Annotated in this window: 25 protein-coding genes; 10 read left to right on the top strand and 15 right to left on the bottom strand. The window is 73.3% G+C overall.

Annotated features, from left to right (window positions below; translation table 11 throughout):
* Positions 1–11: 11 nt before the first annotated feature.
* From ACIRPU_RS13855 to ACIRPU_RS13840, 4 genes are read right to left on the bottom strand one after another with little or no spacing between them, the layout of a single operon-like run.
* The gene (locus tag ACIRPU_RS13855) at positions 12–1,913 is read right to left on the bottom strand and encodes a VgrG-related protein (RefSeq protein ID WP_403866062.1); all 1,902 of its coding nucleotides are present in this window, start codon (positions 1,911–1,913) and stop codon (positions 12–14) included.
* Entirely contained in the window at positions 1,913–2,638 is a 726-nt protein-coding gene (locus ACIRPU_RS13850; protein WP_355702463.1) for a peptidase M23, read from the bottom strand. The genes ACIRPU_RS13855 and ACIRPU_RS13850 overlap by 1 nt, the downstream gene beginning before the upstream one ends.
* A 52-nt stretch (positions 2,639–2,690) precedes the next feature.
* The gene (locus ACIRPU_RS13845) at positions 2,691–3,116 is read right to left on the bottom strand and encodes a phage tail protein (protein WP_020132884.1); all 426 of its coding nucleotides are present in this window, start codon (positions 3,114–3,116) and stop codon (positions 2,691–2,693) included.
* Between the two features lie 51 nt (positions 3,117–3,167).
* Complete coding sequence (locus ACIRPU_RS13840) at positions 3,168–4,322, bottom strand: hypothetical protein (protein WP_403866060.1); 1,155 nt, start codon at positions 4,320–4,322, stop codon at positions 3,168–3,170.
* A gap of 826 nt (positions 4,323–5,148) precedes the next feature.
* Between ACIRPU_RS13840 and ACIRPU_RS13835 the strand changes: the two genes are divergently transcribed.
* Together ACIRPU_RS13835 and ACIRPU_RS13830 are read left to right on the top strand one after the other, a co-directional pair.
* Entirely contained in the window at positions 5,149–5,703 is a 555-nt protein-coding gene (locus tag ACIRPU_RS13835; protein ID WP_403866057.1) for a hypothetical protein, read from the top strand.
* A gap of 549 nt (positions 5,704–6,252) precedes the next feature.
* On the top strand, positions 6,253–6,588 hold the full coding sequence (locus tag ACIRPU_RS13830; protein WP_403866054.1) for a hypothetical protein: 336 nt from the start codon (positions 6,253–6,255) through the stop codon (positions 6,586–6,588).
* A 425-nt stretch (positions 6,589–7,013) separates the two neighbouring features.
* Here ACIRPU_RS13830 and ACIRPU_RS13825 read toward each other — a convergent pair whose 3' ends face one another.
* From ACIRPU_RS13825 to ACIRPU_RS13810, 4 genes are all read right to left on the bottom strand, one after another.
* A complete protein-coding gene (locus ACIRPU_RS13825; protein ID WP_020132885.1) occupies positions 7,014–7,172 on the bottom strand; it encodes a DUF6760 family protein in 159 nt (52 codons plus the stop codon).
* Positions 7,169–7,693: a hypothetical protein gene (locus ACIRPU_RS13820; RefSeq protein WP_403866051.1), complete on the bottom strand. Its 525-nt coding sequence runs from the start codon at positions 7,691–7,693 to the stop codon at positions 7,169–7,171. Before ACIRPU_RS13820 ends, ACIRPU_RS13825 begins: the two co-directional genes overlap by 4 nt.
* Complete coding sequence (locus ACIRPU_RS13815) at positions 7,693–8,136, bottom strand: phage tail protein (protein WP_020132887.1); 444 nt, start codon at positions 8,134–8,136, stop codon at positions 7,693–7,695. Before ACIRPU_RS13815 ends, ACIRPU_RS13820 begins: the two co-directional genes overlap by 1 nt.
* Before the next feature lie 62 nt (positions 8,137–8,198).
* The gene (locus tag ACIRPU_RS13810) at positions 8,199–9,791 is read right to left on the bottom strand and encodes a phage tail sheath family protein (RefSeq protein ID WP_384115848.1); all 1,593 of its coding nucleotides are present in this window, start codon (positions 9,789–9,791) and stop codon (positions 8,199–8,201) included.
* Positions 9,792–10,136: 345 nt separating this feature from the next.
* On the opposite strand from ACIRPU_RS13810, the gene ACIRPU_RS13805 reads away from it, so the two are divergent.
* Both ACIRPU_RS13805 and ACIRPU_RS13800 read left to right on the top strand, forming a co-directional pair.
* Entirely contained in the window at positions 10,137–11,552 is a 1,416-nt protein-coding gene (locus ACIRPU_RS13805; RefSeq protein WP_403866047.1) for a hydrolase, read from the top strand.
* Between the two features lie 149 nt (positions 11,553–11,701).
* On the top strand, positions 11,702–13,081 hold the full coding sequence (locus ACIRPU_RS13800; protein ID WP_403866044.1) for a ricin-type beta-trefoil lectin domain protein: 1,380 nt from the start codon (positions 11,702–11,704) through the stop codon (positions 13,079–13,081).
* Positions 13,082–13,129: 48 nt separating this feature from the next.
* Here the strand turns inward: ACIRPU_RS13800 and ACIRPU_RS13795 are convergent, their stop codons facing one another.
* From ACIRPU_RS13795 to ACIRPU_RS13785, 3 genes are all read right to left on the bottom strand, one after another.
* Positions 13,130–15,145, bottom strand: coding sequence for an ATP-binding protein (locus tag ACIRPU_RS13795; RefSeq protein ID WP_403866261.1), 2,016 nt, complete (start codon positions 15,143–15,145; stop codon positions 13,130–13,132).
* Between the two features lie 137 nt (positions 15,146–15,282).
* On the bottom strand, positions 15,283–15,957 hold the full coding sequence (locus tag ACIRPU_RS13790; protein WP_355702472.1) for a DUF4255 domain-containing protein: 675 nt from the start codon (positions 15,955–15,957) through the stop codon (positions 15,283–15,285).
* Positions 15,958–16,096: 139 nt separating this feature from the next.
* Positions 16,097–16,807: a LuxR C-terminal-related transcriptional regulator gene (locus ACIRPU_RS13785; protein WP_403866041.1), complete on the bottom strand. Its 711-nt coding sequence runs from the start codon at positions 16,805–16,807 to the stop codon at positions 16,097–16,099.
* Positions 16,808–17,104: 297 nt separating this feature from the next.
* On the opposite strand from ACIRPU_RS13785, the gene ACIRPU_RS13780 reads away from it, so the two are divergent.
* The 3 genes from ACIRPU_RS13780 (at position 17,105) to ACIRPU_RS13770 (ending at position 20,818) form a co-directional block, all read left to right on the top strand.
* Positions 17,105–20,104, top strand: coding sequence for an AAA family ATPase (locus ACIRPU_RS13780; RefSeq protein WP_403866038.1), 3,000 nt, complete (start codon positions 17,105–17,107; stop codon positions 20,102–20,104).
* Positions 20,105–20,156: 52 nt separating this feature from the next.
* Positions 20,157–20,507 carry a VOC family protein gene (locus tag ACIRPU_RS13775; RefSeq protein ID WP_403866035.1) on the top strand — a complete coding sequence of 117 codons (351 nt, stop codon included), beginning with the start codon at positions 20,157–20,159 and terminating at the stop codon, positions 20,505–20,507.
* 98 nt (positions 20,508–20,605) lie between these two features.
* A complete protein-coding gene (locus tag ACIRPU_RS13770; protein WP_403866032.1) occupies positions 20,606–20,818 on the top strand; it encodes a DUF4287 domain-containing protein in 213 nt (70 codons plus the stop codon).
* Between the two features lie 22 nt (positions 20,819–20,840).
* Here ACIRPU_RS13770 and ACIRPU_RS13765 read toward each other — a convergent pair whose 3' ends face one another.
* Both ACIRPU_RS13765 and ACIRPU_RS13760 read right to left on the bottom strand, forming a co-directional pair.
* Positions 20,841–22,352, bottom strand: coding sequence for a DEAD/DEAH box helicase (locus ACIRPU_RS13765; RefSeq protein WP_384115826.1), 1,512 nt, complete (start codon positions 22,350–22,352; stop codon positions 20,841–20,843).
* 130 nt (positions 22,353–22,482) lie between these two features.
* Positions 22,483–22,686 carry a cold-shock protein gene (locus tag ACIRPU_RS13760; protein ID WP_403866029.1) on the bottom strand — a complete coding sequence of 68 codons (204 nt, stop codon included), beginning with the start codon at positions 22,684–22,686 and terminating at the stop codon, positions 22,483–22,485.
* Positions 22,687–23,031: 345 nt separating this feature from the next.
* Here ACIRPU_RS13760 and ACIRPU_RS13755 point away from each other — a divergent pair, with 345 nt between their 5' ends.
* Together ACIRPU_RS13755 and ACIRPU_RS13750 are read left to right on the top strand one after the other, a co-directional pair.
* Positions 23,032–23,355: an SCO0607 family lipoprotein gene (locus ACIRPU_RS13755; protein WP_403866026.1), complete on the top strand. Its 324-nt coding sequence runs from the start codon at positions 23,032–23,034 to the stop codon at positions 23,353–23,355.
* Positions 23,356–23,377: 22 nt separating this feature from the next.
* Positions 23,378–23,740: a DUF952 domain-containing protein gene (locus ACIRPU_RS13750; RefSeq protein ID WP_403866023.1), complete on the top strand. Its 363-nt coding sequence runs from the start codon at positions 23,378–23,380 to the stop codon at positions 23,738–23,740.
* 185 nt (positions 23,741–23,925) lie between these two features.
* Here the strand turns inward: ACIRPU_RS13750 and ACIRPU_RS13745 are convergent, their stop codons facing one another.
* Together ACIRPU_RS13745 and ACIRPU_RS13740 are read right to left on the bottom strand one after the other, a co-directional pair.
* Complete coding sequence (locus ACIRPU_RS13745) at positions 23,926–24,189, bottom strand: GlsB/YeaQ/YmgE family stress response membrane protein (protein WP_355702479.1); 264 nt, start codon at positions 24,187–24,189, stop codon at positions 23,926–23,928.
* Between the two features lie 72 nt (positions 24,190–24,261).
* Positions 24,262–24,717: a TerB family tellurite resistance protein gene (locus tag ACIRPU_RS13740; RefSeq protein ID WP_355702480.1), complete on the bottom strand. Its 456-nt coding sequence runs from the start codon at positions 24,715–24,717 to the stop codon at positions 24,262–24,264.
* Positions 24,718–24,890: 173 nt separating this feature from the next.
* On the opposite strand from ACIRPU_RS13740, the gene ACIRPU_RS13735 reads away from it, so the two are divergent.
* Entirely contained in the window at positions 24,891–25,103 is a 213-nt protein-coding gene (locus ACIRPU_RS13735) for a hypothetical protein (protein WP_403866019.1), read from the top strand.
* The last annotated feature ends 2 nt before the right edge of the window (positions 25,104–25,105 follow it).

Genomic DNA, 25,105 nt, shown 5'->3' with positions numbered 1-25,105 from the left:
TCGTCGGTGCGTCACGGCAGCGGGTACGGCTTGGCGTTGACCATGACCAGGCCCTGGAGCATGAGGTTGGCGGCCCGGATGCCCACGTTGGCGGTGGCGTTGATCTGTACGGTGGCGCCCGCGCTGAACGTGGCGGCACCGCCCGACTTGAGGTTGAGCAGGCCTGCCGCGTCCACCGACACCATGCCCGTCATCGACCTGATGTTGACCAGGTTGCCCCGGAGGGTGATGGAGCCGCCGCTTCGGATGGCGATGTTGCGGCCCGCGGTGAGGGTGAGGTCGGTGCCCGCCTTGACGGTCACCGAGCGGCTGCCCGTGATGCTGACGGTGCCCTTGCTGTCGACGGTGATCTCGGTCTGCGCCCGGTCGAGGTTGATGACGAGTTTGTCGTCGCCGCTGGTCAGCCGTACGCCCCGTTTGCCGCCGGTCCGCTGGCTGAGCAGGTCCAGCCGGTTGCCCTCGCGGTCGGACAGGGTGTGCCGGGAGGCGCGCTGGCGGGTGCCGTCGTGCAGGGGCACGTCCTTGACCGGGGTCGGCTTGTCCCTGCCGTTGTAGAGGCCGCCGATGACGTACGGGTGGTCCAGGGCGCCCCGGTCGAAGGCGACCAGCACCTCGTCACCGACGTCGAGAGGGAAGATCGAGCCGCCGCGCTTGCCGCCCCACTGCACCACGCGCGTCCAGTCGCTGACGTAGGCGTCGTCGAGCCAGGGGAACTGGAGCTTGACACGTCCCTGCTTGAGCGGATCCCCCACGTCGGTGACCAGGGCGTTGGCGGTGCCGGGCAGGTTCAGGCCGTTGGACGCGTTCCCGCCGCCGGAGGACAGGCCGTACAGCGACCGCCACTGCCGGCCGCTGACCGTCACCCAGGCCTCGTAGTGCTTGCCGTCGCCGAAGACGTGCCGTACGGAGGTGGCGGTGTACTTGCCCTCGAAGGGAGCGCCGACGTCGGCGAGGGTGACGGGCAGCCCGGGGCGGAGCTTCGGGGTGCCGCGCGCGATGACCTCCAGCTCGGCGAAGGAGCCGGTGACGTCGTCGGCGAGGGCCTCGGCGGCGAACTTCACCTCCGACTGCCGGTCGTACGGCGTCTGCGCGTCGACCAGCTTGGCCGGCTTGAACTTGGCGGCGGCCTCCCCGGGGGTGGTGCCGATGCTGATGCCGGGGTTGGTCTTGGCGGGCGCGGTCGCGGTGAGCTTCTTCTTCGTCGTCACGTCCCAGCCGCGTGCCTCGACGGATCCGACCTGCTCGGCGGAGGTGACGGCGGCCCGCAGCCGGAGGATGTCGTTGCCCGCTTCCAGGACGAACGGGCTCTTGTCACCGGGGGTGGAGGTGGGCGGCGCGCCGGACGCCGGGTCCGGCTTGACGAACTGGAACTTGCCCTTGGCGTCCACCGACATGACCATCTCGTTCTCGTCGGCCAGCCGGGCGAGGAAGTCCCAGTCGGTGACGTTGGCCTGGCTGATGAACTCGTAGACGGTCTTGGTGGACTGGATCTTCCCGACCGGGACGCCGTCCTGGGCGGCCAGCTTGCGGGCGATGTCCGCGGCGCTCTGGTTGCGGTAGGCGGCGACGCGGCGCTGGCGCATCAGGCGGTGGCCGAAGTCGTAGCCGCGGATGACGGTGAAGGTGCCGGTGCCGTCGTAGTCGGCCTCCAGGCCGCAGACCTCGCCGGTGAAGAGCGGGTCGGCGGCGCCCTTGCCGTCGGCGATCGGGGCGAGGACGACGGGGGTGCCGAACTTGACGCCCAGCTTGCCCAGGACCTGATGGCCGGGGTCGCGGAAGGTGAGCCGGAACGCGGCCGGCACACCGAGCCCCTGGTCGACCCAACCGTCGACGAGGAGCGGCGCGATGTCGACGGGGAGGGGAGCGCCACCGAGGGTGACCTGGATGACGCTGGAGAACGCGGACGCGACCACTAGTAGCGCACCTCCTCGACGGCCGGCATGACGAGCTCGATGCCGGTCGGCAGCCGGGAGGGGTCGTCGATGCCGTTGACCTCGGCGATGGACCGCCACGCGGAGGCGTCGCCGTACTCGCGCCAGGCCAGGGACTGGAGGGAGTCGCCGGCGACGACCCGGTGCACGCGCTGCGCGGTGAGCGCGCCCGAGGTCGGGTTCTGGCCCTTCGTCTTGCTGGGGATCTCGTTCAGGCGCACCTGGCAGGTGGCGCGGATCGGGACGCCGGTCGTGCCGAACAGCGAGTACGTGACGTCGATGCTGCTGACGTAGGCGGTGAAGCGGGCCGTGGAGAACGAACCCCACTGGAACACCACCCACGGCGGCGAGGGCTGCTTGGCGGCGATGCTCTTGGTGGTGACCTCGCAGCACTCCAGCAGCGACTCGACCTTCTTCAGGACGGTGTTGCTGCCGGGCTGGTCCGAGGTGTCGAGGAAGATCTCGACGGTCATCTCGCGGGGCTCGGGGCCCATGAACTCCGGCACGGATCCGTCCCGGACGGCCGCCGTGGGGGTGACCTTCCACTGGGCCTTGCGGCCGAGCTGGAGCTGCGACGGGTTGAAGTCGAACCCGAAGGATTTGATCAGCCCGCCGGGGGTCGTGCTCGTGCCCACCGGCGGTTCGTGGATCGCGAGGGTGGCACGGACCAGGCTCTTGCCGGCGCCGCCTTTGCTTCCCTTGGCCATGGCTTGTACTCCCTGCCTAGTCCTAGCTGGTCCCGGTCCCGGTTCCTGCTGCTCAGTCCGTGAAGCCGTGGTGGGTGATCTCCAGGACCTCCGTGGCCACACCCGGACTGTCCGGGCTGAGGGACGGCCCCTGCCAGCTGACCGGCAGCACGTCGATGAGCCCCCACCGGGCGACCTCCGAACCGTCCGCGCGCAGCGCCGCGATCTGCGCGGTCGGCCGGGTCACCCCCGTGGTGACCGACGAGATCCACTTGGCCACCTTGGTGGTGTCCGGGGTGAGCGGACGGGTCAGCCGGATCGTGGAGAACGTGACCCGGGAGGGCAGCTGCCAGACGAAGCCGTTGTTGCCGCCCTCCTGGCGGTGCTCGATCTCCACCTGCGACGAGAGCCCCTCACACCCGTTGAAGAAACCGAGGCTCTCGCCGTCGATGGTCAGGGTGAAGAAGATGGTGGAGCCCGGGTCGAGATCGGAGGGCATCGGGGCCTGGCCTTTCTGGGAGAGGGGGCGTCGGGGTCGGTTGCGGGTGCGTCAGCGACGGGGGTCGCGGAGTCTGCCGATGCGTTCGCGGTCCAGCCGCAGTTCGGTGCGGAGCAGACGGGTGATGCGGCCGGTCAGGCGGTGCGTCAGCTCGTCGAGCTGGAAGTCGGTGAGCCCGCGGGGATCGAAACCGGGATGCGCGGGAGCCGGGCTCGCCGCAGCCTGCTCGCCGCCGGTCGGGAGCGCGGCGGCGCGCGACGGCTTCGTCGGCGGCGGGGCGGTGCGCCGCTGGACCACGGAGGTGGGTGGCGTGGGAGCTGCGGGCAGCGGCCGTGCGGCGGGCGCCGGGATCGGCATGGGCGCCGTCGGCATCGGCATCGGAAGGGGCGCCGCCTGAGCCGGTGATGCGGGCGATGTGGCGGGGCGTACGGGCGCGGTGGCCGCCGAGACCGGGGCGGCGGGCAGCGACCGACGCTGTACGACCGGGATCGGCGAGGCCGCCTGGGTCGCCTGGGTCGGCTGGGTCGCGGGCGGAAGGCCGGGAGTGGGGTACGGGTGCGCCACGGGCTGACCCGCGGCCGCGCCGGGCGCGGTGCGGCGCAACGGCACGGGCGCCTTGACGGCGCGGCGCTGCACGGGTGCCGGGGACGCCGGCGGCCTGCCGGTGAGGGAGACGGGGTGTACGGGGTGGTGCTGTCCGGTCGTCGTCGTGGGACGAACCGTGCGCGGGATGGCGCCCGTAGGGGCGTCGGGGGCGGCGGTGGTGCCGGTGTTCTGGGGCAGCGGGGCCGGACGATGCGCAGGCGTGCCGGTGCTGTGGGCGGACCCGGGTGTGAACGCGGGTGTGGACCCGGGTGCGGGCAGCGGGAGTTCGGGGGCGCTCGGCGTCGCGGTGCTGCGCTGCACGAAGGGCGGCGTGAACGGCGGGCTCGCCGGGGAGGCGACTCCGGAACCGGCCGCCGCACCGGGGACGCCGCCCAGGGGCGCGATCGGCATGCCGCTCGGTGCGCTCAGCGGTGCCGCGTCGGCGGGGCGGGTGGAGAGGGGAGCGCCCAGCGCGGGACGCGCGGACGCGGGGCGCGAGGGCTGCGCGGCGGCGACCGGCACGGCGGCGCGCTGCACGGGGGCGCCGAGAGGAGTGGAGCGCCGGGGCGGGACAAGCGGTTCGGTCCGCGCGCTCGGGGCGCCGTGGCTGTGCGCGGCCACGGCGGCGGGGGGCGTACCGACGGGGGCTGGCGTCGCGGGAGGCGTCGGCGACGCCGCGGGCGCGTGGGACGAGTGAGGCGGGTGGGGCTTGTCGGGCAGGTTCGCCGGGCCGGGTCGGCCCGAGGGAAGGCTCGTGGGGGCACCGAGGCCCACGCGACGCCGGGGGGCGGCCGTACCGGACGCGGCCCGCTGGACGCTCGTCGCGGCCTGGGACACGGACGCGGGAGCGGAGGCGGGCGAGGACCCGGGTGCGGAACCTGCGGCCGACGCCGGGGAGTCGACGGCGGAGGGCGTCGGAAGCGCCGGGCCGGTGCGTGCCGGCACCGAACCGCTCACGCCGCCCACGGGCCGAGCGGAACCGGCTGCGGCGGGCGTGGCGGGTCGCGCGGGCGGCGTGACCGGGACGGGGGCCGATACGGCACGTTGCACGTCGGTGGGCGCCGTACGACGACCGGCGGACGTGGGTGTGGTCGTCGGCGCGGACGGCGTCGAGGCCGGTGTCGGTGTCGTCGCGGCACGTTGCACGCCTGGGGTCGATGCGCGGCCGTCACCACTGGAACCCGAGGCGGGGCCCGGCACCGAGGCGGGGCTCGAGCCGGGAGTCGAGGTCGGGGCCGTCACGGCGCGTTGCACGCTCGGGGTCGGCGTGCGGCCGCCGTCGGTCGAGGACGCGGAGGGGCCCGGAACCGAGGCAGGGCCCGCACCGGAGGCCGCGCTTGACCGACGAACGTGAACGGGACTGTCGCCGGGGCCGGGGCCGAGGCCGGGGTGGGAGGCCGAGGCCGAGGTCGGTGTCGTCGCGGCGCGCTGCACGCTCGGGGTCGATGTGCGGCCACCGTCACCCGAGGACGCGGTGGGCCTCGACGCCGAGTCCGGTGTCGTTGCCGCCCGTTGCACGCTGGGGCTGGGGCTGGGGCTGGGGCTGGGGCTGGGGCCCAGGGCGGGACCGGAGCTTCGCGCAGGGCCGGAAGCGGAGGTCGAAGCGGAGGTCGAAGCGGAAGCCGGGCCCGGGGCGGCCGTAGAACCGGAGCCGAGCCCGCGCCCAGAACCGGAGCCAGAACCGGAGTCCGAACTGCGGGGTGCCGACGACCCGGTGGGTGCGTCGGCGGTGGGAGTGGAGCTCGTGTTCGTGGCGAGGCGTCTGCTCACCGGAACCGGCGTGACCGCGCCTGAACGCGGAGCGGTCGGGACGGTCGCGGTGGTCGTGGTGGTCGCCGAGGGCGGACCCGGGGTGGACGTCGGCGACGGGCCGCGTTCCGTTCCGCCCGGCCGAGGTGCGGTGGGCCCGCTGCCCGCGGAGCGCGTCCCGGTGCCCCCGGATGCCCCGCCGGGGGAGGAGGACGGTGTCGTACGCGGGGGAACGGCACGCTGCACGCTGTGACCGGCGCTGGACGAAGGGGACCCGGCGGAGCCGACGGACGGAGCCGCCGCTGTCCCCGAAGCACCTGCGGAGGCCGAACCGGCCGCCACGACCGGCGACTTCGCCGACGACGGCAGGGTCGAGCCGGTCCGCACGGCGGGCGGGGCGCCGCCCGCCGCCGAGGGGCCGGGGGCGGGCGCACCGGTGTCACCCGCGCCCGGTACCGCTCGCTGTACCCGCACCGGGGCGCCGCCGGACGCCGAGCCCTCGTGGAGGGGCACCGCCCGCTGGAGTCCGACGGGCGGGAGCGCAGCCGTACGGGCCTGCCCGGAACCGGAGTCGCTCGCCGCCGCCGGTGAGCTCGGGACAGCGGCCGGCCGGGGGCCTGGAGCGGGTTCCTTGGCGGGCGCCGGGCCCGCGCCGTCGGCGCCCGGACCCCGGCCGGACGCCTGAGCGGATCCGCCGGCGGCGGACGAGGCGGGGGCGGGAGTCGAGGCAGAGGCCGGAGCAGGTGCCGGTGCGGCGGACGCCGGTCGGGCGGGCAGGCTGCGCCGCTGTACCGGCGCGGACATGGACCTCGTCAACGGGGCCGGTCCCGTCGAGGGGGCCGGGCTCGCCGGGGACACCCGGATGCCCCGCGCGGGGAAGGCGGCGGGAGCGGACGGCTCCGTCGGCCGCGACGGCACCACGGGCACCGCCGGGGGAGCCGAAGCCGCAGGCAGCGCGGAAGCCGTCGGATACGCGGGAGCCGCCGACCCGGACGGGCGCGGCGCCGCACCGGAAGCCGTGGCGCCCGTAGCGGCCCTGGCGCCCGTGACACCCGAAGCACCCGGGCCGGCCGTCGAGCCCGGCCCGGCCGCGGCCGGACGGGGTGCGAGAGCCGGGGAGGCGGGAACGGCGCGCTGAAGGGGCGTCGGCCGGGGCGGCGCGGCCACCCGCTCGGGTTCGGCGACCGGTGGAGCCGTCCGCAGGCTGCTCATCAGGCCGCCCGGCGCCGCGTCCAGCACCGCGTGGAAGCCGGTGCCGGTGAAGGAGGGGTTCTGCCAGGTGGCCAGCCGGCCGCCGAACCCGGCGTCGGCGACCCCCGACGTGCCGCCTGCCGCCGCCCGCTGGATGGGCGGAAGCGTCGGCCAGGCGGCCGCGACGACGCGCGGCGCCGCACCGGCGTCGCTCGCCGGAGCGGTGACGCTCGCCGCCGCGGTGACGCTCGCTGCCGCGGTGACGCCGCCGCCGGGCGTCGGCGTACCGCTCTCGGCGGCCGGCGACGTGCCCGGGCCGCCCCCGCGTCCGCTGCCGCGGCCACCTCGGAAACGTTCCAGGAACCCCATGCCTCAGCCCTCCGCCCCGCCCCGGGTCACCAGGGACGCGATCTGGTCGGCGTAGCGGCGCCGGTCGTGGTGTTCCAGGTCGAGGATCTCGTCCTGGCCCCAGTGGAAGTGGTAGGCGACGTACGCGATCTCCTCGTGCAGCCGGTCGGTCGCGTACGTCACGATTCCCCCAGGCGGCTCCCGCCGAGTTCCACCTCGAAGGGCTCCGAGCAATGGGGGCACTGCACCGAGGCGCGGGTGTGGCCCTCGGCGTTGACCTGGCGGTAGAAGTCCTGGAGGAACGCCAGGTCGGAGGCGAACATGTTCTCCACGACGCCGTCGTGGACCAGCGGGAGGCTGCCGAGCCGGGTGATGACCCGGCCCAGCAGCACGACCGACAGGTACGCCGGGTTCTCCTGGACGCGGATGTCGCGGAGCGGGACCAGTTCGTCCCGCGCCGTCGCCAGCCGCATCACGCCGTCGCGGTGGACCGTGCCCGCGTCGTCGACGTAGCCGCGCGGCAGCTCGAAGGGGAACTCCGTCTGGAGCCGGTACGGCGCCGGGGCCGGGGTGGCGGCCGCGCCCGGCGCGGAGAACGCGGACGCGGAGCCGGACAGGGATTCGGACTCGGGCACGGCGGTGACCGGGAGCGCCTCCTGCGGCTCCCCGCCCGCCGCCGCCGCCCGGACAGCCGTGCGCCGCATTACTCGATGACCAGTTCTTCGAACGTGATCGTCACGGTCTCGGTCAGCGCGGAGGCCTCGCCGGCCTTGACGGAGCTGGTGTCGATCTTGCTGCACCAGGCGTTGCGCATGTTGTACCGCTTGACCGGGTTGTTCTGGTAGTCCATCACCATGATCGTGGCGTTCTTGCGGGCGGTGCCCATCACGCCGTTGATCGACTCGGTGATCCACTGGTTGAACGCCGCGGACTGGGTCATACCGCGGACGACGGTGCAGGTGCCCGCCTTCTTCACGCCGGGCAGCTTCTTGGTGACGGGCTTGCCCTGCGCGGAGACCTGCTGGTACTCGATGACGTCCTGTTCGAGGCTGAGGCCGCTGACCTCGGCGAGGTACTCGACCATCACGCCGTCGATCTGGAGACCGAAATTATGTGAAGTTAGGGCGTCACCCGGCTGGAGACTCATCTGGCTTTCCTTCTAAGTGTGGTGAAGCGGGCGGTACGACGTCGGAGCGGCCTGCTGCGGCCCTACTCCTCCAACTCGCCGTTGCCGCTGGAGAACTGGGCCAGGCGGAAGATCACGAACTCGGCGGGCTTGACCGGCGCGATGCCGATCTCGCAGATCACACGGCCGAGGTCGACCGACTCGGGAGGGTTGGACTCCTCGTCACACTTGACGTAGAACGCCTCCTCGGGGCGGGCGCCGAACAGCGCGCCGCCGCGCCACTCGTTCACGAGGAACGCCGAGACGTTGCGCCGGATCCGGGCCCACAGAGCGTGGTCGTTCGGCTCGAACACCACCCACTGGGTGCCGATCAGGATCGACTCCTCCAGGTAGTTGAAGTACCGGCGGACGTTGAGGTAGCGCCAGGCCGGGTCGGAGGAGAGGGTGCGGGCGCCCCAGATGCGGATGCCCCGGCCCGGGAACGCCCGGATGCAGTTCACGCCGATCGGGTTCAGCAGGTCCTGCTCGCCGCGGGTGATCTGGATCTCCAGGTCCACCGCGCCGCGCACGACCTCGTTCGCGGGCGCCTTGTGGACGCCGCGCTCGGAGTCGTTGCGGGCCCACACGCCGGCCACGTGGCCGCTCGGCGGGATCAGCCGGGCCTTGCCCGCGGACGGGTCGAAGGACTTGATCCACGGGTAGTACAGGGCCGCGTACTTGGAGTCGTATCCGGCCGTCTCCTGGCGCCACACCCGAATCTGACGGGCGTTCAGGCTCGGCGGCGGGTCGATGATGGCGACGCGGTCGCCCATCAGCTCGCAGTGCGCGATCAGGCCCAGCTGGACCGCCTTGACCGACTCCAGGTCGATCGCGCCGCGCTGGTAGGCGGCCATCAGGTCGGGCACCGCGACCATGGACACCTCGTCGACGGCCTCCAGGCCACCGAAGCCGGTGCGGTCGGAGCTGTCGCCCAGGTACTGCGCGGGGCCGACGGGCTGCGCGGCCTCGACCGCACCGGCCGGCGCGCCGGCGGGCGGCGCGGCCAGCGCGACCGTCTGGTTGTCCGGGCGGGCCAGCTGCGCGGCGGGCGCGGCCTCGGCCACGGTGATGAGCTTGGAGCGCTCCTTGACCTGGGTGACGACGTAGGAGCGGTTGCCCTTCTTCGCCGACACGTCGAACGTCTCGACGGCCTTGTCGCCGTCCTTGACGATCAGCTTGAAGCGCTCGGCGGGGCCTTCGCCCTCCGCGTCCGCGACCTCCACGCTCAGCGGGCCGCCGGTCTCGCCCGGCGCCACGGCCGTCACCGTGAACGTGCCGAGCTGCTTCGGCTCACCGGCCGGCAGGGCGGCCGGCGCGGGGCCGGAACCGGCGACCGCGGCGGGCGACTTCGCGTCTCCCGCGGCACCCGCCGAGGAACCGCCGACACGGACGACGTACGCCGCCGAGCCACCGTTGTTGAAGAACCCGTAGACGGAGTGCGCCAGGTAGTAGCCGTCGGTGAAGTCACCGAACGCAGCGACGTACTGGGTCCAGTTGGTCACCAGGGTCGGCTCGTTGAGGGGGCCGGTCGGGGCGAGCCCGACGAAGGCCGCCACCGAGGTGCCCACCCCTTCGATCGGGCGGGAGCCGCTGGCCACCTCCTCGACGTATACGCCGGGCGACAGGTAGGACGGCATGCTGTGCTCTCCTCGGGGTACGCGTCAGGACGTCTTTCACCGTCACGCGCGAAGCGCGTTTGTCGAAACGGCTTCCGGTGCACGGTCCGGGGCACGGCTGTTGCCCTCGGGGGCAGTAGGGGCCTCCGGGCCCCGTCCGCACCCCCCGGTCGCCGCCGGTGCGACGGGGTCCCCGACGGGAGCACGGGGCGAGCACGGCGGGAGCACGAGGGGAACGCCGGGGCGGATCCGGGGGCGGCGCCGGGCCGTGCCGTCCCCACGGGCAGCCGGTCGCGGCCCGGCAGGGCACGCACCCTGCCCCCTCGCCTCTGACCCCGCCCGCCGCCCTCCCCGTAGCGTCGGCGCGTGAGCCTGTGGACATCCCTCGAACCCGCCTCCGTCACCGTCGACCCCGGCAGCCGGGCGTCCGTCCGGCTGCGGGTGCGCAACACCGGTGACGTCGTCGACGAGTACCGCCTCGAACCGGTCGGCGCGGTGGCGCCCTGGACGACGGTGGAGCCGCAGACCCTGCGGTTGTACCCGGGCACGACGGGCACGGTCGAGCTGACCTTCGCCCCGCCGCGCACCTCGGACGCGACGGCCGGCCCGAATCCCTTCGCGGTGCGCATCACGCCGACCGAGCATCCGGAGGCGGTGACCGTCCCCGAGGGGAACCTGACGATCACGCCGTTCACGGAGGTGCGGGCGGAGCTGGTGCCGCCGACCGTGAAGGGACGGTTCCGGGGGCGGCCCCGCCTCGCGATCGACAACATCGGCAACACCAAGCTCACCGCCTCGCTGAGCGGCAGCGACACCGGTGACCGGCTGTCGTACGAGCTCCAGCCGGCCAACGTGCAGATCGAGCCGGGGCGGGCGGTGTTCGTGAACACGACGCTGCGCCCGCGCCAGGTCATCTGGTTCGGCTCGAAGGAGGAGCAGCGCTACAGCCTGGCGGTGCGCCGGTCGGGCGCGCAGGCGCTGGAGGTGGAGGGCACCTTCGTGCAGCGCGGGTTCCTGCCGCGCTGGCTGGCGACGGCGCTCAGTCTGACGGTGGCCCTGGCGATCGCGTTCGTGATGATCTGGCTGGCGTACAAGCCGCAGGTCAACACCAGCGCCAACGAGAAGCTCGCGGAGGCCGGCGTCAGCACCCTGGCGCCCAGCCCCTCGGCCGCGCCCAGCGCCCCGGCCCTGGTACCCACCCCGACGGCAGTCGTCGTACCCGAGGCCCCGGCCACCAGCGCGGCCCCGGCCGCCGACAGCGGGAGCGGCGGCGGGAGCGGCGGGAGCGAGTCGAAGGCGCCCGCGAAGCCCAAGCAGGAGACGGCGGCCGACGCCGTGAACAAGCTGGCGGCACGCAGCGACGGGCGGCACATCTGCTACCGCGCCTATGTGGCGGACAAGGGCTGGCAGGACCCGGTCTGCGACGGCGCCATCGCCGGCACGACCGGCAAGAACCTGCCCATCAAGGCCCTCAACATCGCCACGGCGCGGACCGGCGGTGTCACGGGCAACGCCGCCCATGTGGTCGGGGGCTGGCTGACCGGCGACAAGTGGTCGAAGGCCGGCGACGGCGTCAACATGTGGATGGGCTCCAGCAAGCCGGCGGTCGCGGCGATGGAGGGGTTCACGATCAAGACCATCGAGGGCTCGGTCTGCCAGAACGCCCACGTCAAGGACCGGGGCTGGCTGGGGAACGGCTGCACCAAGGCCGGTGACTGGATCTACGGCGGCAGCCCCATGGAGCAGAAGCTCCAACTGGAAGCCGTCCGCTTCACCGTCTGACGCAGGGCTTCACCGTCCGGCGCAGGGTTTCACCGTGTGGCGCAGGGCCCGAAACCGGGTGCGCGGGCACGACCGCTCGTCCCTTTCGGGCAGCGGTCGTGCCCCGCGGCCTCCTGACGGGCCCTCACCCCGCGTCATAGCGTCGACAGGTGACTCTGTGGACTTCTCTGGAACCGGCCGCGGCGACCGTCGACCCCGGCGGCACGACGACCGTACGGCTGCGGGTGCGCAACACCGGTGACGTCGTCGACGAGTACCGCCTCGAACCGGTCGGCGCGGTGGCGCCCTGGACGACGGTGGAGCCGCAGACCCTGCGGTTGTACCCGGGCACGACGGGCACGGTCGAGCTGACCTTCGCCCCGCCGCGCACCTCGGACGCGACGGCCGGGCCCAACCCCTTCGCGGTGCGCATCACGCCGACCGAGCATCCGGAGGCGGTGACCGTCCCCGAGGGGAACCTGACGATCACGCCGTTCACGGAGGTGCGGGCGGAGCTGGTGCCGCCGACCGTGAAGGGACGGTTCCGGGGGCGGCCCCGCCTCGCGATCGACAACATCGGCAACACCCGTCTGACGGCGTCCGTCGCGGGCGCCGACATGGGCGACCACCTCGGGTACGAGTTCCGGCCGGGCAGTGTGCAGATCGAGCCGGGACGGGCGGTGTTCGTCGACATGACGTTGCGCCCCCGTCAGATCATCTGGTTCGGCTCGAAGGAGCAGCGGCCGTACGCGCTGAGCGTGCAGCGGTCGGGAGCGCTGCCGCTCTCGGTGGACGGCACCTTCGTGCAGCGCGGGTTCCTGCCGCGCTGGCTGGCGACGGCGCTCAGTCTGACGGTGGCCCTGGCGATCGCGTTCGTGATGATCTGGCTGGCGTACAAGCCGCAGGTCAACACCAGCGCAAGTGAGAAGCTCGCGGAGGCCGGCAGCACCGCGCTGCCCAGCCCGTCCGTCTCCGCGCCGTCCGCGCCGAAGGCCGACGCCTCCGCCGCCCCGCTGCCCGAACAGCAGCCGCCGTCCACTCCCGCCAAGGAGGAGGACGGCAGCGGCGGTTCCGCGTCCGGCGGTTCCTCGGGGTCGGGCAGTGGCAGCGGCAGCGGAACCGGTGGTTCGGGCAGCACGAAGACGACGGCCCCGGTACCCGGCGCCGTGATCATCGGCCAGGCCTCGGACCGGTGCATCGACATCACCGGCGCCCAGAACGGCAAGGGCAAGGACGGCACCCCGCTCCAGCTGTGGGACTGCGCCGGGTCGGCCAATCAGAAGTGGGTGTTCAAGAGCGACGGCACCGTGCGCGCGCTCGGCCTGTGCATGGACGTCGCCTGGGGGTCGAAGGACGACGGCGCGGTCATCCAGGTGGCCAACTGCTCCGGCAACCCCGCCCAGCAGTGGGTGCTGAGCCAGGCCGGCGACCTGGTCAACCCGCAGGCCGACAAGTGCATCGACGCCAAGGACAACGGCACCGGCAACGGCACCAAGCTCCAGCTGTGGACGTGCTCGGGGACGCCCAACCAGAAGTGGCGCGCGGAGTAGACCCGGCGGGTGGCGTAGACCCGGCGGGTGGTGAGCCCCGCGCGGGGCTCACCAGTTGGCTTCGCCCGGCACCAGGCGGCCCGCCTTGCGGTACTCGCGGCGGGCCCCCTCCAGCAGGTCGCCGTCGCCGACCGGCTCGCCGCGTCCGGCGGCGAGGTAGGCGGCGGTGACGACGGCGCTGCGGATCGAACCGCCGGCCAGCTCGAAGTCCTTGGCCAGCTGCCCGGGATCGACGTCGTCGGCGCACGGCACGTGACAGAGCCCGTGCCGCCACAGCGCGAGCCGTTGCCCGGCGTCCGGGAACGGGAAGTCGACCACCAGGTCCAGGCGCCGGGTGAACGCCTCGTCGATGTTGGCGCGCAGGTTGGTGGTGAGCAGCGCGATGCCGTCGAAGGATTCCAGCCGCTGGAGCAGGTAGGCGCTCTCCATGTTGGCGTACTTGTCGTGCGCGTCCTTGACCTCCGACCGCTTCCCGAAGACGGCGTCGGCCTCGTCGAAGAGCAGCACGGCGTCGGTGCGGTCGGCCTCGGAGAAGATGCGCTCCAGGTTCTTCTCGGTCTCGCCGACGTACTTGTCGACGATCGAGGAGAGCTGGACGACATAGAGGTCGAGGCCGAGTTCGGCGGCGACGACCTCGGCGGAGAGCGTCTTGCCGGTGCCGGAATCGCCCGCGAACAGTCCGAGGACCCCGCGGCCGCGTCCGCCGCCCGCGCTGAGCCGCCAGTCGCCGAGCACCCGGTCGCGGTGCCGGGCGCGCAGGGCGAGTTCGTGCAGTTGGGTCAACGGCCGCTCGGGCAGCACGAGGTCCTGCCAGCCGACGTCCGGCCGGATCCGCCGCGCGTGCCGCTCCAGCCCGGAGGCCGACTGCTGTCGCGCGGCCAGCCGCACATGGTCGGCGGTGAGCGGCCCGCCCTCGAAGGCGGCGAGGACGGAGGCGGCCCGCGCGGCCCGGGCGACCCGTTCGCCGCCGAGGCGGTAGGGCGCGACGGTGGCGGCGAGGTCGAAGCCGGGGGCGGTCTCGAGGGGGCCGGCGGAGTCCAGCGCGGCCGCCCAGGCGGCCGTCCCGCCGGCCCGGCGGCGCGGCGCCTCCAGGACCAGCGGATCGTGGGTGGACCAGTGCGGGTCGTAGGGGCGCGGGTCCGTGAGCAGGACGGTGACGTCCGGCGCGTCGGCCAGCGCGCCGATCAGCGGCCCCGGCTGGTCCGGCAGCCCGGACAGCACGACCGCCCGGCCGCCGAGGCGTGCCTCGCGCAGCAGGCCGGGCACGCGGTCCTCGGGCCCGGTGAAGCGCAGGGCGTCGACTCCGGCGGCGCGCAGGGCGGAGGTGATCGCGGCGAGGCCGTCGCCCTCGCGGTGTTCGCGCAGATAGGCGGTGAGCGGGCCGCCCTCCCTCATCCGGCGCGCCAGCAGCCGGACGAAGTCCTCGTCGTCGGCGGGCAGCGGCGGCGGCAGCGGGTGCAGGTGTCCGTGCAGGGCGGCGTCCGGGGTGTCGTCGCCCAGCAGATGGGCGAGCAGCCGGTCCGGTACGCGCAACGAGCGGGACAGGAAGGGCCGTTCGGGCTCCTCGACGTCCAGCAGCCCGTACGCGCGCAGTGGCGCCGAGGAGTGGAATCGGGCGCGGGCCGCGGCCAGGTGGGCGGGTGCCCCGCACAGTTCGAGGGCGAGGCCCACGGTGGCCCGCCGCCTGCTCACGTCGTCGTTGAGGTAGCCGTAGAGCGGCTCGAAGTCGCGGTCCAGATCGGGCGCGAGGGCGATGAGGAGGATCGCGGCGTCGAGCTCGGTGAGCCGGAGCCGGGCCGCGAGGGCGCTGAGCGAGTCGGCCGGTGCCGGGTCCGGGGCCGGATCCGGTGGCGCGGCGGGGGCGACGGCCGGACCACCGCCGAGCAGGTGACGTACCGCCTCCTCGGAGAGGTACAGGCCGCGCAGCGGATCGGCGGCCGTCGGATCGACGGCGGCCCGCCGGTCCACCAGAGCGCCGACCCGATCCCGCAGAGCACCGAGCCGAACGACCAGCGCCGGGGCCTCGCCCCGCTCACCGTGCCCGCCATGCCCGCCGTGCGTCACAGGGCCACCATCGTCCGGTGCGGCGTCGAAGCCGTCCGGTGCGGCGTCGGCCGCGAACGTGCCGGTGTGGGGCGCGTCGGTGTCGGGGACGGGGGCCTCCTCCACGTCGGCTGCGGACGCGCCGGTGTAGGCGCTGGTCACTGCTTGTCCGGGCGGTGGGCGCCGGCCTCGCGGGCGGCGCGGGCCGCGGCCACCTGGTGTGGGCGGTGGGCGCGTTCGGCGGACTCCGGGGGGTCGCCGTCCATCCCGCGCAGGCGGACCGCCGCGCCTTCCGTGACCGGCGGCCCGGCGTCGTACTCGGGGTAGGCCGGGAAGGGCGCCGTGACCACCAGGTCCAGCGACGGTTTCAGCTCACCGCCCAGGGCGGACCAGATCTCGGCGAGGGAACGCGACTCGGTCTGGATGCCGGCCACCGTCACCGGCATCGCGAGCCCCAACGCGCGCAGGGAGCCGGGGAGCTCGTCGGCCGGCAGCATCTCGCGCGGCAGCAGCGTTGCCAACACGGCAGACAACAGCCGGTGTTCGTCCTGCGGGGTCCGCGTCCAGGCGGTCACCAGGTACGACAGCCGGAACCAGCGTGGCGGTTGACGGCGCTTCACGATGACGTCCCGCTCATCCCGCACCGCCATCTGGCCGCGCTGCCGACGCGTCACGTCCTCACGGATGTCGTACAAGTAGGTGTTGATCACAGGGGCGTTGCGGCGGGCCGCCCAGTCCCGGGTCGGCGCCTCGAAGGAGACGTCGATGCCTGAGCCCGCGAGCGCGCCGCCCGAGAGCAGCTCTTTGAGGACCTCGTCCACCTCGTGGATCACCGTCGTGCTCCTCAACTTGCCTTGCCGCACCCACTGTCAGTCGATCGTGCCCCGGACCGCCCCGGATCCGCAGGCACGACAGGGTCGGCGGCCGGGCAGGGCGTCGTGCCCGCGTGTCCGCCTTCGATTGCCCGTTCGGTCAGATGTAGCCTTCCCGCAGGGCATATGCCACCGCGTGCGCCCGGTTGCGCAGATGCAACCGCGTCGTGAGTCCGTGCATGACGTTCTTGACGGTTCGTTCGGAGTAGGACAGCTTGCTGGCGATCTCTCCGGTGTCCAGGCCCTCGGCGACCAGCCGCAGGACGTCCACCTCCCGTGGCGCGAGTCCCAGGGAGGGGGCGCCGGGCCGGCCCGCCGCACCGCGGTGCAGCGTGCCCACCTGGCTGATGAGCCGGCCGAGCAGGTCGGCGGGCAGGTCGCCGTCACCGCGGTGGGCGGCCAGCACCGCCTGCACCAGCCGGTGCGCGGTGGCCTCGCGGCGCCAGACGATGGCCCCGACCCCGCACTCGATGACGTCCAGGAGCTCCGTCTCGCGGATCGTGCCCACGACGAGCACCGCCCGCGCGCCCTCGCTGCGCACGATCCGCCGCAGCCGGCCCAGCGCACCTTCGTCGAGGGTGTCCTCGATCAGCAGTGCCACCGTGCCGGCGGCGGCCGAGACCTCGTCGCGGACCTCGACCTCGGGGCGCCCGCGCAACTGGCTGACCGCGCCCTCGCGGGAGATCGGGTCCGGTGCCTGGACGGCCACGGGAATCCGCCTCCGGGTGCCGATGGCGGCGCCTGCGACGGCGGCGCCCGACGCGGTGATACCCGCGACGCCGGTCTCTGGTGTCCGTGGTGAGCTGAGCAACCGTTTCCCCCAAGTTCACGGGCCCGCCGTCCGGAGGGGACCGGTGACGGGTGGGTCCGGTCCAGACTTCTGGGACCTCCGGGGCACGCGCAATCGTGGAGCACCACGAGGCGGACCACGAGAGCAAGCCCTCCACTACCACGGTTCGCCTTCATCGTCGCAGGTCAGAGCCTTTTCAGTGATGGCGCGCCAGTCCACCGTGAGCCTCGCCACAACGGCCGCGTGGACCCGTGCCGAACCGCACGACCTCTACGTGTACATGGACAAGTCCGATGTGCCCGACAGTAGGAGGCAGGGATGACCGAACCGTTGCGGGAACGCGAGGACGCGCACGCGCTGCTCACGGCCGAGGCGGAACGGGCCCGAGCCGGCGGCGGCCGTCTCGTCCTGCTGCGCGGGGCCACGGGCACCGGCCGGTCCGCCGTCCTGGAGGCCGCCGCCGCGCACGCCACCCACCTGGGCATGCGGGTGCTGCGCGCCCGCTGCTCGCCCGACGACATCGCGCTGCCGTTCTCCTCGGTGCTCCATCTCCTCGGCTCCGTCCCGGAGTTCGCGGACGTCGGGCCGGGCGACGACGACCGGGGCAGCGCGGCGCGGCTGTGGCGGCTGCTGCGTTCCTACGCGGACGAGACGCCGCTCATGGTGGCCGTGGACGACGTCCACCTCGCCGACGAGGCCTCGCGTCGCTGGTTCGTGGAGGCGGCCCGCCGCATCGACCGATTACCGGTACTCCTGGTGGCCACCGAGCGCAGTCAGTACGACATCGACCCGCGGCCCGCCGGTCTCACTCACGCCCTGTCCCCGTCCGTGGTCCGTACCCACACCCTCGCCCCGCTCACCGACAACGCCTCGGCCGACCTGGTCCGGGCGGCCTTCCCGGCCGCCTCCGACCGGTGGACGGCGGACTGCGTGCGGGCCGGCGCGGGCAGTCCGCTGCTCCTGCGCGCCCTTCTCGACGACCTGGACGGCGCCCCGCCGCCGACGGCCGTCCCGAGGACGTGCGCCGCGCTGTACCCGGGGTCCTACCCGGCGGCCGTCGCCTGGTGGCTGGACAGCGCGGGCCCGGCGACGGCGGAGGTGGCCCGGACCCTCGCGGCACTGGAACAGGCTGAACGAACGGGACGAACAGAACAAGCAGAACAAGTAGAACGAACGGAGCGGTCGCAGCGGTCGCAGCGTACGGAACCGGCCGGGCGGGGCGAGCAGGCCGAGCGGGCCAAGGGCGCCGCCGGCCGGAACGCCGTTCCCGCTCCCGATCCCGCTCCCGCCTCCACCCACGCAGCCCCGCCCGCCACCGCAACCGCCGCCACGACCGAAACCGCTTCCGAAGCTGCTTCCGAGGCCGCTTCCGAAACCGTTTTCGAAGCCGCTTCCGAAGCCGCCACCGACACCCTCGCCGCTCTCGTCGCCGACGCCTCCGGCGCCGACCCGGCCCGGGTCTCCGGGTGGTTCACCGCGATGACACGGCTCGGCGTGCTGCGCCCGGACCGGGCGGGCCGCCCCCGCTACGCGCACCCGCTCCTGCGGGACGCCGTCCTCGGCGGCTGGTCCACCGCCCGCCGTCAGGACGCGCACCGGGCGGTCGCCCAGGCGATGCTGCGCCGGGGCGACCATCTCGACGCCGTGGCACGGCAGTTGCTGGGCAGCGCGCCCACCGGTCTGCCTTGGGCGCTGCGCGTGCTGCGCGACGCCGCCACCGTGGCCGCGCGCCAGGCCCGCCCCGGCGACGCCGTCCGCTACCTGCGCCGAGCCCTCCAGGAACCGCTGCCCGACGACCTGCGCCAGCGGCTGCTCACCGAACTCGGCTCGCTGGAGTACGCCTCCGCGGACACCCCGGCGGGCATCCCACGGCTGGCCGAGGCGCTCGACCTGCCCGCCGAACCCCGTGACCAGGTCCGTACGGCCATCGCGCTGGGCACCGCTCTCGTGGGCCGGGGGGAGGTCCGTACGGCGGTGGAGGTGCTGCGCCGGCTGGAGGGCCGGCTGTCCGGCCACCCCGACCTGGCGCGTGCCCTTCAGACCGCGTCCGCGCTGCTCTCGGACCAGGACCAGACGGTCCGCCGGGAGGCCTACCGCTGGCTCACCGACACCGCCGAACGCTCCCCGGAACTCGTCGGCCCCTCCGGTCAGGCCCTGCTCGTGCGGTACGCGGCGACCGCGGGCGACCTCCCGGCGCAGGAGGCGATGCGACGGCTGCGCACCCTCCTGACGAAACCCGCCGATCCGTTCGCCGAGCCGTTCCTGCTGGGCACGGCCGCGGCGGTGGCCCAGTGGGCCGACGAGCTCGACGAGGCGGAGCGCCTGGTGGAACGCGGCCTGGCCGGCCAGCACCCGTCCCTCCTGCACCCGATGGAACAGGCCCTGCGGGACACCAGGTGGGACATCGCGGCGGCGCGGGGCGCGTACGGCACCCTGCTCGACGCCCTGCCCGAGGCGGCCCGGGCCCGGCGCACCGGCGGCGGCCCGGTCAACGCCGACGCCCACACCCTGCTCGCGCTGGTCGAGACGGGCCGTACGCCGGAGGCCCGCCGGCTGGCCGACGCCTTCGACCTGCGCGACACCTCCGACTCCTGGGAGCTGAACCGTTTCCTGTACGCGCGGGGGGTGCTGCGGTTCACCGAGGGGGATGTCGCGGGCGCCCTGCACGACTTCCTGGAGTGCGGCCGCCGTCAGTCCGCCCGTGCCGTCCTCAGTCCGGTCGTCACGCCGTGGCGGACGGCGGCCGCGGAGTGCAGGCTGGAGCTGGGCAACCCCCAGGAGGCGCTGGCCCTGGCGACGGAGGAACTGCGACTGGCCCGGGTGTGGAACACCCCGCGCACGACGGGACGGGCGTTGCGTGTCCTGGGCCGGGCGACCCGGGGCCGCCGGGGCCTGGAACTGGGCGCGGAGGCGGTGGCCGTGCTCCGGGACTCCCCGGCCGAGGCGGAGCTCGTGGCCTCGCTCCTCGCCCATGGCCGGCAGTTGAACGCCGCCGGTGAACGCGGGCGGGGCCGCGACCATCTGCGGGAGGGCGCCGAACGCGCCGAACGGCTGGGCAGCGTCCGCCTTCTGACCTATGCCGAACAGGCCCTCCGTACCGCCGGGGGCCGCCGCACCACGCCCGCCCACACCGGCTCCGGGGCCCTCACCGGCAGCGAACGCCGCATCGCGGAACTCGCGGCGGAAGGCCGCACCAACACCGAGATAGCGGAACTCCTGCATGTGGCGCGCCGTACCGTGGAAACCCACCTGACCAGCACGTACCGGAAGTTGGGGATCCGGCGCAGGGGTGAGTTGCGGAGTGCCCTGGACGACTGAGGCGGCTGCGCGGCACCGGGTCGCCGCGCGCCGCCGGACCTACGATGAGGGCATGGCCGTCGACCTCTTCGCAGGCATCCCCGTCAACGACTTCGCAGCGGCCCTGGCCTGGTACGAGCGGCTGCTCGGCGACCCGCCGGCGTTCCTCCCGAACGACACGGAGGCCGTGTGGGAGCTCGCCGAACACCGCTACCTGTACATCGAGAACCGTCCGGGCCGCGCGGGCCACGCCCTGCACACCCTCTTCGTCGACGACCTCGACACCCGGGTCGCCGCCATCACCGACCGCGGTCTGACCCCGGCCCGGGGCGAGACCTACTTCAACGGCGTACGCAAGGTCACCTACCACGACCCGGACGGCAACGAGATCGGCTTCGGCGGCGCCCCCCTCCGGCCCGGGTGAGCCGCGGGCCGCTCCACGCGTCAGCCGAGGCCAGGACGGTGACGCGGATCACATCCTCGGCGTCGATCACTTCTCCCGCCGACGCCGGTCATACCGACATGACCGAACCTGTGAAGGGCCCCGCGAGTTACTTCCCGTCGATCGAGAAGAAGTACGGACGTCCGATCGCCGAGTGGAAGACCCTGATCCGGACCTCGCCGCTCACCCGGCACATGGAGCTCGTCTCCTGGCTGAAGACCGAGCACGGGCTGGGGCACGGCCACGCCAACGCGCTGGTCGCGCACACGCTGGCGGAGGACGCCGGCGTCTGAGCCGCCGGCCCCCAGCCCGGTCTCAGCGGCCGTTCGCGGTGTTGCCGTTGCCCTTGGCGGGGGAGCGGCGACGGCCCTGGGAGGAAGTGGGTCGTCCGCCCTGGGAGGTGGGACGGCCGCTGCCCTGGGCGGCGGGACGGCCACGGCGCGAGCGCGCGGCGGACGTCGAGCGCGCGGGACGCTCCTCGGCGGGCGGCGGGGTGAGGACGACGGGCACGCCGGACGGCGCCTGCGCACCGGTGATGCGGCTCAGCTCGGCCTCGCCGGACCGGACCCGGGTGGTCTGCGGGGTGATGCCGGCGTCCGCCATCAGACGCGTCATCTCCCGGCGCTGGTGGGGCAGGACCAGCGTGACGACCGTGCCGGACTCACCGGCGCGTGCCGTACGGCCGCCGCGGTGCAGGTAGTCCTTGTGGTCGCTCGGCGGGTCGACGTTGACGACCAGGTCGAGGTTGTCGACGTGGATGCCGCGGGCCGCGACGTTGGTCGCCACCAGCACCGTGACGTGGCCGTCCTTGAACTGGGCGAGCGTCCGGGTTCGCTGGTTCTGCGACTTGCCGCCGTGCAGGGACGCGGCGCGCACCCCGACCGCCAGCAGCTTCTTCGTCAGCCGGTCCGCCGCGTGCTTGGTGTCCAGGAACATGATCACGCGTCCGTCGCGGGCGGCGATCTCCGTCGTCGTGGCGTGCTTGTCCTCGTCCTCCACGTGCAGCAGGTGGTGCTCCATCGTGGTGACGGCGCCCGCCGACGGGTCGACCGAGTGGACGACGGGGTCGTGCAGGTAGTTCCGCACCAGCCGGTCGACGTTACGGTCCAGGGTCGCCGAGAACAGCATGCGCTGGCCGTCGGGAAGCACCTGGTCCAGCAGCTGCGTCACCTGCGGCATGAAGCCCATGTCGGCCATCTGGTCCGCCTCGTCGAGGACGGTGATGGCGACCCGGTCCAGCCGGCAGTCGCCGCGGTCGATGAGGTCCTTGAGGCGGCCGGGCGTGGCCACGACGACCTCGGCGCCACCGCGCAGGGCGCTCGCCTGGCGGCCGATCGACAGACCGCCGACCACCGTGGCGATCCGCAGCCGCAGCGCGCGGGCGTAAGGAGTGAGGGCGTCGTTGACCTGCTGGGCCAGTTCCCGGGTGGGGACGAGGACCAGGGCCAGCGGCTGCCGGGGTTCGGCGCGCTGTCCGGCCGTACGGGCCAGCAGCGCGAGGCCGAAGGCGAGGGTCTTGCCGGAACCCGTGCGGCCACGGCCCAGGACGTCCCGGCCGGCCAGCGAGTTCGGCAGCGTCGCGGCCTGGATCGGGAACGGGCTGGTCACACCCTCGGCGCCGAGGGCGGTCAGCAGCCGCTCGGGCATGTCGAGCTCGGCGAACGACTCGACCGCCGGCAGTCCCGGGGTGAGGGTGACGGGCAGCGCGAATTCACCGCCGGACGCGGCGGGACGACTCCCGCGTCCACTCCGCCCGGGCTTGGCCGAACGGGACGGGGCGCCTTGACGCCGGTCCGTACGGGAGCGGACGGAGCTGTTGCGGTTCATCCGATACCTTCCTCGAAAGGGCAAAATGCCATGGGCCGGGGCCCGCACTCAGGAGTACGGGCCCCGGCCACTAGTCCGCGTGATGCGCAGCCGACCGCGTCAGCGTCAGCGTCAGGCGGCGTCAGGCGGTTCAGGCGGGAACGATGTTCTCCGCCTGCGGGCCCTTCTGGCCCTGAGTGACGTCGAAGGTAACCTTCTGGCCTTCCTGAAGCTCACGGAAGCCGGACGAGGCGATGTTCGAGTAGTGGGCGAACACGTCAGCGCCGCCACCATCCTGCTCGATGAAGCCGAAGCCCTTTTCCGAGTTGAACCACTTCACGGTGCCAGATGCCATGTTGAATCTCCCTATGGGGCAATGCCCGGACTCCGCACCTTGCGGAACCGGGGGCGGCAGATCGGGAAAGCCCCAAAAACAAAAAGAGTGCCCGTCGACGGAAGGTCGAAGAGCACTCAAAAGTCTCTGGTAACCGAAACTGCCACTTTTATCACGGTAGCACACGTCCGGATGAGGGGCCGGGGAGCGGTCGCGCACGACGCATACGTGTCGAGGACGTCGTCCCAGGCATATGAGTACCCGTACTCAAGAGGAACACTCCCCCGGTCGGCAGGCTGATCGCACAACCGGTGCGGCCGTCGAGCCGGCCGGCCGTCGAGCCGCGCAGAGGAGCCGACCGTGCGTATGACCGGGAGCCGAGTGGGAGTGGGCCGCGCTCTGGCCGGAGTGGCCGTGGCGGCCGTCGTGGCCGTCGTGGCCGTCGCGACGCTGACCGGCTGCTCCCTCCGGATCGAGGAGGCGAGCTGCGGCGGCGGCGAGTACCCGGTGCTGGCGGTGAACAGCGGTGGCAGCGACTGTGTGCCGGACGGCGAGGAGCCGGCGCAGGGCTGGGCCCGCTACCCCGAGGGCAAGGTCCCCGAGAAGGTCGGCGACGAGTGGGACACCTACTGGAGCACCCACACCCTCGACGAGAAGGGCGAGATCGTCGAGCTCCCCGAGGTCCGGTGAACTCCCGTTGTATAACGGCATCATGATGTATCACGTCGTGCCGCTCGACGACTGGAACGCCGCCCCCGAGCGCCCCTACGCGCCCGCCTCGCTCGCACAGGACGGGTTCGTGCACTGCTCGCCCGACGAGGACACCACCCTCGCCGTCGTCAACGCGTTCTACCGGACCGGACCCCGGCCGCTGCTGGCACTCGTGCTCGACGAGGAGAGGCTCACCGCGACCTGTGAGTGGGAGGCGGCCGCGCCCGCTCCGCCGCCCGGGGTCGCCGAAGGCACCCTGTTCCCGCATGTCTTCGGGCCGATCGACCGGGACGCCGTGACCCGCGTCCTGGAGGTCCGCTGGGACGAGAACGGCATGGCGACGGGCCTGACGGACTTCGGCTGAGGGGACTTCGGCTGCGGGGCATCTTCTGCCGGGCGCCGGCTGACGGAGCGTCGGCTGCCGGGCGTCGTCTGCCGGAAGGTCGTCTGCCGGGCGCCGGCTGACTCGGGCGGAAGCGGGCGGTGGGGGGGGGGGGGCCCCCCCCCCCCCCCCCCCCCCCCCCCCCCCCCCCCCCCCGGCGAGCCGCTTCAGCTGCGCAGCTTCACCTTGCTGAGCGCGGCGACGCCGACGGCGGCGAGAGCGATCTGGATGAGCCACTCCACCCAGTCGACCCCGTCGGTGTCGGCGACGCCGAGACCGGAGGCGATCCCGGTCCCGATGAACGCGGCGATGATGCCGACCACGATCGTCCACAGAATGCCGATCCGCTGCCGGCCCGGGACGACGAGCCGGCCGAGGACACCGATCACGATGCCGATGACGATGGCGCTGATGACGCCGGAGATTTCCATGAGCGGTCTTCACCCCTCGGTTGTCGATGACATCCGAATGCCCGCTCGAACCGGCGTCAGTCCTTCACTCGCTCACAGGTCGAACTCGTGCGGCGGCAGGTCGAGGGTGAAGCACGCCTCCCGTACGACGGCCTGCTCGGTCTTGTCGAAGTCGCCGTCGGCGCCGCCGATGACGATGCCGATCTGGATGACGGCCCGCGCCTCGGCCGGCTTCTTCTTCGCCTTGGCGATCTCCTGGAGAACGCTGACCTTGCCGAAGTCGAAGTCGGCGGTCAGCTTGTTCAGGTTGTCGTCGAAGCGCCGCTGGAGATCCGTGGCGTCGAAGTTCTGCAGCACCTCGTTGCTCGCGATCAGCTGCGCCACCCGGCGCCGCTCGGCGGGGTCGATGGTGCCGTCCGCCGCCGCGACCAGGGCGCACATCGCCATGCTCGCGTCGCGGAAGGCGCCGCTCTTGAGGTCGTTCTTCTTCGACACGAGCTGGGTCTGCATCGTCGACGCGGACTCCTTGACGCGGTCCCACAGGGCCATGAGAACTCCAGAAGGTCGGGGCGGAGTAAGTGGCTGCACAAGATCTACAGCAACGTAGAAACTATCGGCCGCCCCGATAAGTTCCCCCGGTCTCGTCCCTCTCCCGCGGCTCTCAGCTGAGGCAGATCAGCCCCAGCAGGCAGACGTCCGAAGGCGAGGTCCCCGCGGGCGCGGTGCTCGTCGACGAGGACGAAGAAGACGACGACGAAGACGAGGACGACGAAGAGGACGACGACGAATTCGACGAATCCGAGGCGGAGTTCGAGCCCGAGGCCGACGAATCCGTGCCGTCGTCGGCGGCGGGAGCGGATGACGGCTGCTCGCCCGTGCCCGTCGCGCCGAAGGCGTCCGTCGTGCCGGTGGGTGCGGTGACCGTTCCCCCGTAGGA

The sequence above is a fragment of the Streptomyces sp. NPDC102259 genome, from assembly GCF_044766465.1.
Taxonomy (GTDB): Bacteria; Actinomycetota; Actinomycetes; order Streptomycetales; family Streptomycetaceae; genus Streptomyces.
This window is presented reverse-complemented; position numbering and strand designations above follow the sequence as displayed.